Raw genomic sequence first — 7,211 nt, 5'->3', positions numbered from 1 at the left:
CGAACATTACAACGAATGGCATCCGCATAGTGCACTGGGGTATCGTTCGCCACGGGAATATCTGCGGCGGCGAACCAGTAATGGGTTAAGTGATAAAAAGTGTATGGAAATATAGGGGCCAATCCAGATCCGCCGTGGGTATACCGTGACAAAGCAGCAGACGGCAACCGCGGCGCCGGATTTAAATACCCGGTCATGAACGTCCTTGATATCTGCCGCCTGCCGGTTTGGGATCTGGCTGCAGAAGATTGCCTGCTGGCGATGTGGTGGGTACCGACGCAACCAGTTGAAGCGCTGAAGGTTGTCGAAGCATGGGGTTTCAAACTGATGACCATGAAGGGATTCACCTGGCACAAGACGAACAAGCACAAGGGCAACAGCGCGATCGGCATGGGCCACATGACCCGGGCGAACAGTGAAGACTGCCTGTTTGCGGTACGCGGAAAGCTGCCGGCGCGAATGGACGCATCAATTTGCCAGCACGTCACGGCGCCACGCCTGGAGAACTCGCGCAAGCCTGATTTAATCCGCGAAAAACTGGTGCAGTTGCTTGGCGACGTACCGCGCATTGAGCTTTTCGCCCGCCAGTCTTCGCATGGTTTCGACGTATGGGGAAACCAGTGCGAAGGCCCGGCGGTGCAGTTGCGCCCTGGCTACGCGCTGGATATCGCCGGGTTGACGCGGGCATTCGCAAATGCTCCGTTGTCACTAACAGACAACCAGGGCCGGGAGCGTGCGGAATGAAAAATATTACAGAATAGGATGGCGAGGGATTGCCTCAGGTTGGGTGTCGCGTAGAGGCCAATTCCGGCGGAGAATGGGTAGAGGCCACGGTTGCCTATACTGATCCGCCTGAAGGGCATAGTGATGCAGTAGCATGGAAGGAAGCGCTCGTATTTGACTGCAAGACAACGCGTCCGTTCTGGGCTGATGAATTCCGCCCTATCCGCACAGAAGCAGATAGGAAGCGTTATGCAGCGATAAGCGCCATCGATGCAGCTTGCTTATTGGTAAAGGATGCCAGCAAGACAGCGGAGGCAATTTACGACGCTATAGCTGCAGGTGACATCCCTGGTGTTAAGCTTGAATAGCTGCTTAATCCTTCCCTTCCATCCACCTCTCAAACTTCGACGGGGAGAACGGCACCAGATCGGTGTGCTCCCCGTTAATCCAGGCATCAACCATATCTGCCCACTGCTGCAACATATAGGCGCGCTGCCGGGCATACTCCGCTTTGTTGTATACCGCGCGCACGCCCTTCTGCTCATGCGCCTGCGCCTTCTCTATCCAGTCTGACGGATAATCCGCTTCGTGCAGCAGCGTGCTGGCCGTCCGGCGCAGGTCATGCACGGTGAAGTCCTGAATTTTCTCGCCGTCTTTGTTTATGGCATCCACGGTCCGGTCTATCAGCGAGTTCAGTGCGGCATTCGATAATGGCTTGCGGAAGTTGTAGCGCCCGGGAACCAGGTATTCACTGCCGCCAGCACACATCTGCAACCCCACCAGCAGATCCTGCGTCTGCTTCGGCAGATAAATCACATGTGCGCGCCTGGCCTTCATTCGGTCGGCGGGGATCGTCCATGTCCAGTTCCTGAAATCGATCTCCTGCCACGTCGCGTAAGTGAATTCGCTTTTGCGAACCAGCGTCAGCAGTACCAGCTTAAGCGCCATCTTCATGGTGCCCATCGCACCGACGTCATCCAGCGCACGGAAGAATATGCCGATCTCCTCAGGAGACAGCGTCCGCTCGCGCGGCTTAAACATGGCAATGGATGATGGCTTAATGTCGGCCGCAGGATTGAACAGGCCGTGCCCACGGTCGTTGGCGTACCGGTATACGCTGCTGATTATCTCCCTGACCTGAATCGCCGTTGCCCGGCCGCCACGCTCGACGATACGATCGCAAAGGTCGCGCACCACTCTGGTGGTTATCTCAGTCATCATCTTGTTGCCGAGCGCCGGGAGGATATCCCTGTCGATCACTGCCTGCTTCATGGCGCGGGTGCTGTCAGCCAGGGTGACATATTTCATGTAGGCGTCGGTATATACCGCGAATGTTTCGGCCCCGGCGATCTGCCTGATACCGTCACGTTTCGCTGCAGCAGGCGACTGGCCTGACTTCAGCAGCTTTTTGGCGGCAATGAGTTCCTCGCGCGCTTCCGCCAGGCTGATACCGTCACGACCGTACTGGCCGATCACCAGCGTTTCCCGGCGGCCGTTAATGCGGTAGTCATAGCGGAACGAGACAGAGCCTGACGTGAGCACGGCGACATACAGCCCGTCACGGTCGGAAACCTTGTACAGTTTCTCCTGCGGCTTCAGGTTTTTCAGTTTGGTATCGGTAAGCACAATTCACCCGTAATGCATCCATGTTTTTGTCGGTACGAGAGTATACCTTTCGGGTAATACCGTCACCTGTACCGTCGAAAAATGTGGTGTAGAGTGAATAGATATGAGTAGATATAAACAAAAACCCTCTGCAATTACAGAGGGTTAGTGATGATATTGAATAGATATGATGTGCTATGAACTAGCTATACATCATTCCCACTCAATCGTAGCCGGTGGCTTACCGCTGATGTCATACACCACGCGGGAAATGCCGTTCACTTCGTTGATAATGCGGTTAGACACGCGGCCCAGGAAGTCATACGGCAGGTGCGCCCAGTGCGCGGTCATGAAGTCGATGGTTTCCACCGCACGCAGGGAAACAACCCAGTCGTACTTGCGGCCATCGCCCATGACGCCGACGGAGCGAACCGGCAGGAACACGGTGAACGCCTGGCTTACCTTGTTGTACAGGTCAGCTTTGTGCAGCTCTTCAATGAAGATCGCGTCCGCGCGACGCAGCAGGTCACAGTACTCTTTCTTCACTTCGCCCAGCACGCGCACGCCCAGACCCGGCCCCGGGAACGGGTGACGGTAGAGCATGTCGTACGGTAGACCCAGTTCCAGACCGATCTTACGCACTTCGTCTTTGAACAGCTCGCGCAGCGGTTCAACCAGGCCCATCTTCATCTCTTTCGGCAGGCCGCCCACGTTGTGGTGAGATTTGATGACGTGCGCTTTACCGGTAGCGGAAGCCGCAGACTCGATCACGTCCGGATAGATGGTGCCCTGCGCCAGCCACTTCACGTCGTCCAGCTTCAGCGCTTCTTCGTCGAACACTTCCACGAACACGCGACCGATGATCTTACGTTTTGCTTCCGGATCGTTCTCGCCTTTCAGCGCGTCCAGGAAGCGCTGCTCGCCTTCCACGTGAACGATGTTCAGACCGAAGTGGTCGCCAAACATGTCCATAACCTGCTGGGCTTCGTTCAGACGCAGCAGACCGTTGTCCACGAAGACGCAGGTCAGGTTTTTGCCGATGGCGCGGTGCAGCAGCATCGCGGTCACGGAGGAGTCCACGCCGCCGGAGAGGCCGAGGATCACTTTGTCATCGCCAACCTGCTGGCGGATACGCTCAACGGCGTCGTCGATAATTTTTGCCGGGGTCCACAGGGCTTCACACTGGCAGATGTCGCGCACGAAGCGCTCCAGCATGCGCATACCCTGACGGGTGTGGGTTACTTCCGGGTGGAACTGCACGCCGTAGAAGCGTTTTTCTTCGTTCGCCATGATGGCAAACGGGCAGCTTTCGGTGCTGGCAACGGTCACGAAGTCAGACGGGATAGCGGTGACTTTGTCGCCGTGGCTCATCCACACGTCCAGCAGCGGTTTGCCGTCTGCGGTCAGGGAGTCTTCGATACCGCGCACCAGCGCGCTGTCGTTAACCACTTCAACCTGCGCATAGCCGAACTCGCGCTCGCTGGAGCCTTCTACGTGGCCGCCCAGCTGCATGGCCATGGTCTGCATACCGTAGCAAACGCCGAATACCGGCACGCCAGCTTCGAATACGTACTGCGGCGCGCGCGGGCTGTTTTCTTCGGTGGTGCTTTCCGGGCCGCCGGACAGGATGATGCCGCTTGGATTGAATTCGCGAATCTGTGCTTCCGTGACATCCCACGCCCACAGCTCACAGTAAACGCCCAGTTCACGCACGCGACGCGCCACCAGCTGAGTGTACTGAGAACCAAAGTCCAGGATGAGAATGCGATGTTTATGAATGTTTTCCGTCATTGACGCTAATTCCGAGGCAAGTGAAACAAAAACAGAGCGCCCGGCAGAAGCCGGGCGCGGAAATTAATCAGGAGCCCAGACGGTAGTTCGGGGACTCTTTGGTGATCGTCACGTCGTGAACGTGGCTCTCCTGGATACCCGCACCGCTGATGCGTACGAATTCCGCTTTAGTACGCAGCAGGTCAATGGTACCACAGCCGGTCAGACCCATACAGGAGCGCAGGCCGCCCATCTGCTGGTGGATGATCTCTTTCAGACGGCCTTTATAGGCAACGCGACCTTCGATACCTTCCGGCACCAGTTTGTCAGCGGCATTATCGGTCTGGAAGTAACGGTCAGAGGAACCTTTGGACATCGCGCCCAGGGAGCCCATACCGCGGTAAGATTTGTAAGAACGGCCCTGGTAGAGTTCGATTTCACCCGGGGATTCTTCGGTACCGGCCAGCATGGAGCCTACCATCACCGCCGCTGCGCCCGCAGCGATCGCTTTCGCGATGTCGCCAGAGAAGCGGATACCGCCGTCAGCAATAACTGGAATACCGGTGCCTTCCAGCGCTTCAACCGCGTCAGACACCGCGGTGATCTGCGGAACGCCCACGCCGGTCACGATACGCGTGGTACAGATAGAGCCAGGACCGATACCCACTTTCACCGCGCTGCAGCCAGCGTCAGCCAGCGCACGAGCGCCTGCGCCAGTAGCTACGTTACCGCCGATGATCTGCAGGTCAGGGTATTTGGCACGGGTATCACGGATACGCTGCAGAACGCCTTCGGAGTGGCCGTGAGAGGAGTCAATCAGCAGGACGTCAACGCCCGCGGCAACCAGCGCGTCAACGCGCTCTTCGTTACCGGCACCTGCGCCAACCGCAGCGCCTACGCGCAGACGGCCATGCTCGTCTTTACAGGCGTTAGGCTTACGTTCTGCTTTCTGGAAATCTTTAACGGTGATCATACCGCGCAGGTGGAAGTTGCTGTCAACAACCAGCGCTTTTTCAACGCGTTTTTCGTGCATTTTTGCCAGCACCACGTCGCGGGTTTCACCTTCGCGAACGGTAACCAGACGCTCTTTTGGCGTCATGTACACGCTGACAGGCTGGTTCAGGTCAGTCACGAAACGCACGTCACGACCGGTGATGATGCCCACCAGCTCGTTCTCTTCGGTCACCACCGGGTAACCGGCGAAGCCGTTACGCTCGGTCAGGGCTTTCACTTCGTGCAGGGTGGTGGTTGGCAGAACGGTCTGTGGATCGGACACGATGCCGGATTCATGTTTCTTCACGCGGCGAACTTCTTCCGCCTGACGTTCGATAGACATGTTTTTGTGAATAAAGCCAATGCCACCTTCCTGTGCCAGGGCAATTGCCAGGCGCGCTTCAGTCACGGTGTCCATTGCCGCAGAGAGCATAGGAATGTTCAGGCGAATGGTTTTCGTCAACTGCGTGCTGAGATCGGCAGTATTCGGCAGAACGGTGGAATGAGCGGGAACGAGGAGGACGTCGTCAAACGTCAGTGCTTCTTTAGCGATACGTAGCATGGGCAATATCTCTGACCTGGGTGGTTAAATATTGCCGTGGCATTATACAGAGCGTAACCGATTGCATCTACACTTTTTTATAAAAAAGCTTGCGATTGCCTCTCAGCAGGTTACTATCGACTGAATAACTTGCTGATTTAGAATTTGATCCCGCTCACATGTTATCCTCTCAATCCCCCTCAATTTATACCGTCAGCCGCCTTAATCAGACGGTGCGTTTGCTGCTTGAGCAGGAAATGGGGCAGGTCTGGATCAGCGGTGAGATCTCTAACTTCACGCAGCCCTCCTCCGGACACTGGTATTTTACCTTAAAAGACGACACCGCCCAGGTGCGCTGCGCGATGTTCCGCAACAGCAACCGCCGCGTGACGTTCCGTCCACAGCACGGCCAGCAGGTTCTGGTGCGCGCCAATATCACCCTCTATGAGCCGCGCGGTGATTATCAGATTATCGTCGAGAGCATGCAGCCTGCGGGCGAAGGTCTGCTGCAGCAGAAGTACGAACAGTTAAAGGCTAAGCTCTCGGAAGAGGGACTTTTCGACCAGCAGTTCAAAAAGCCGCTGCCCTCGCCTGCCCACTGCGTGGGGGTCATCACCTCGAAAACCGGTGCGGCACTGCACGATATTTTGCACGTTCTGAAGCGTCGCGACCCTTCCCTCCCCGTCATTATCTACCCGACCGCCGTGCAGGGTGACGATGCGCCGGGGCAGATTGTGCGCGCCATTGCGCTGGCGAACGCGCGTCAGGAGTGCGACGTCTTAATCGTCGGACGCGGCGGCGGCTCGCTGGAAGACTTGTGGAGCTTTAACGACGAGCGCGTGGCGCGGGCAATCTTTGCCAGCCTTATCCCCGTGGTGAGCGCCGTCGGCCACGAAACGGACGTGACGATCGCCGATTTTGTCGCGGATCTCCGCGCGCCGACGCCGTCCGCGGCGGCAGAGGTGGTCAGCCGCAACCAGCTGGAGCTGCTGCGTCAGATCCAGAGCGGCCAGCAGCGTCTTGAAATGGCGATGGATTACTACCTCGCCAACCGGACCCGGCGCTTTACCCAGCTTCATCACCGTCTACAGCAGCAGCACCCGCAGCTGCGCCTGGCGCGTCAGCAGACCGTACTGGAGCGCCTGCGCCAGCGCATGAACGTGGCGGTGGACACCCAGATCAAGCGCGCGGTGTCGCGCCAGCAGCGCGTGACGCAGCGTCTGAACCAGCAGAACCCGCAGCCGAAAATTTATCGTGCGCACACGCGGATTCAGCAGCTTGAGTACCGCCTGGCGGAAACTCTCCGTGCGCGACTGAGCGCCACCCGGGAACGCTTTGGCAATGCGGTGACCCACCTTGAAGCGGTCAGCCCTCTCTCCACGCTGGCGCGCGGCTATAGCGTGACGACGGCAACGGACGGCAAGGTGCTGAAGCAAACCAAACAGGTGAGTACCGGTGATGTGCTGACGACGCGTCTGTCGGACGGCTGGGTAGAAAGCGAAGTGAAATCAATTAAACCGGTGAAAAAGACGCGTCAGCGTAAAACCGGATAATTCTTCGCCGGTTACTTACTATACTG

At 57.4% G+C, this 7,211-nt stretch carries 5 protein-coding genes; 2 read left to right on the top strand and 3 right to left on the bottom strand.

Annotation, left to right across the window (positions count from 1 at the left end):
• Window positions 1–99: 99 nt before the first annotated feature.
• Window positions 100–744: an MT-A70 family methyltransferase gene (locus ACHH0Z_RS21220; protein WP_395149562.1), complete on the top strand. Its 645-nt coding sequence runs from the start codon at window positions 100–102 to the stop codon at window positions 742–744.
• A 351-nt stretch (window positions 745–1,095) separates the two neighbouring features.
• Here the strand turns inward: ACHH0Z_RS21220 and ACHH0Z_RS21215 are convergent, their stop codons facing one another.
• The 3 genes from ACHH0Z_RS21215 to guaB form a co-directional block, all read right to left on the bottom strand.
• Window positions 1,096–2,349: a tyrosine-type recombinase/integrase gene (locus ACHH0Z_RS21215; RefSeq protein ID WP_395149561.1), complete on the bottom strand. Its 1,254-nt coding sequence runs from the start codon at window positions 2,347–2,349 to the stop codon at window positions 1,096–1,098.
• 192 nt (window positions 2,350–2,541) lie between these two features.
• Complete coding sequence (guaA, locus tag ACHH0Z_RS21210; protein ID WP_008502126.1) at window positions 2,542–4,119, bottom strand: glutamine-hydrolyzing GMP synthase; 1,578 nt, start codon at window positions 4,117–4,119, stop codon at window positions 2,542–2,544.
• A gap of 67 nt (window positions 4,120–4,186) precedes the next feature.
• A complete protein-coding gene (gene guaB, locus ACHH0Z_RS21205) occupies window positions 4,187–5,653 on the bottom strand; it encodes an IMP dehydrogenase (protein WP_008502128.1) in 1,467 nt (488 codons plus the stop codon).
• A 158-nt stretch (window positions 5,654–5,811) separates the two neighbouring features.
• On the opposite strand from guaB, the gene xseA reads away from it, so the two are divergent.
• Window positions 5,812–7,185 (top strand): exodeoxyribonuclease VII large subunit, encoded by a 1,374-nt coding sequence (gene xseA / locus ACHH0Z_RS21200; protein ID WP_045406066.1) that lies wholly within the window; start codon window positions 5,812–5,814, stop codon window positions 7,183–7,185.
• The last annotated feature ends 26 nt before the right edge of the window (window positions 7,186–7,211 follow it).

Source organism: Enterobacter cloacae complex sp. 2024EL-00227, from assembly GCF_043945315.1.
Taxonomy (GTDB): domain Bacteria; phylum Pseudomonadota; class Gammaproteobacteria; order Enterobacterales; family Enterobacteriaceae; genus Enterobacter; species Enterobacter roggenkampii.
The sequence above is the reverse complement of the archived record's forward strand: the minus strand, read 5'-3'. Positions and strand labels throughout refer to the sequence as shown.

Coding starts and splice junctions, on each gene's coding strand:
- guaA (WP_008502126.1), bottom strand. CDS start 4,119: ATGACGGAAAACATTCATAAACATCGCATTCTCATCCTGGACTTTGGT.
- guaB (WP_008502128.1), bottom strand. CDS start 5,653: ATGCTACGTATCGCTAAAGAAGCACTGACGTTTGACGACGTCCTCCTC.
- xseA (WP_045406066.1), top strand. CDS start 5,812: ATGTTATCCTCTCAATCCCCCTCAATTTATACCGTCAGCCGCCTTAAT.